Genomic DNA, 219 nt, shown 5'->3' with positions numbered 1-219 from the left:
CTTTACCAAATGCGGGAACTAACGGAACACTAACGATCTGTGCAGGAAGCACGGTAACATCAGGGCAGTTATTTGCAGCCTTAGGAGGAAGCCCAGCTACCGGCGGAACTTGGTCACCAGCATTATCAGGCGCTAATACCTATACGTATACCGTAGCAGCAACGGCACCATGTACCACAGCAGCAACAGCTCAGGTAGTGGTAAGCGAGCAGGCTTTAC

General features: G+C 51.6%; 1 protein-coding gene. It reads left to right on the top strand.

Annotation, left to right across the window (positions count from 1 at the left end; genetic code table 11):
- Positions 1–219: hypothetical protein (locus ACXAG7_RS20255; protein WP_476667974.1), on the top strand; the 219-nt coding region annotated here is incomplete at both ends.

The sequence above is a fragment of the Tenacibaculum sp. AWR4_210 genome (genome assembly GCF_056160945.1).
This window is presented reverse-complemented; position numbering and strand designations above follow the sequence as displayed.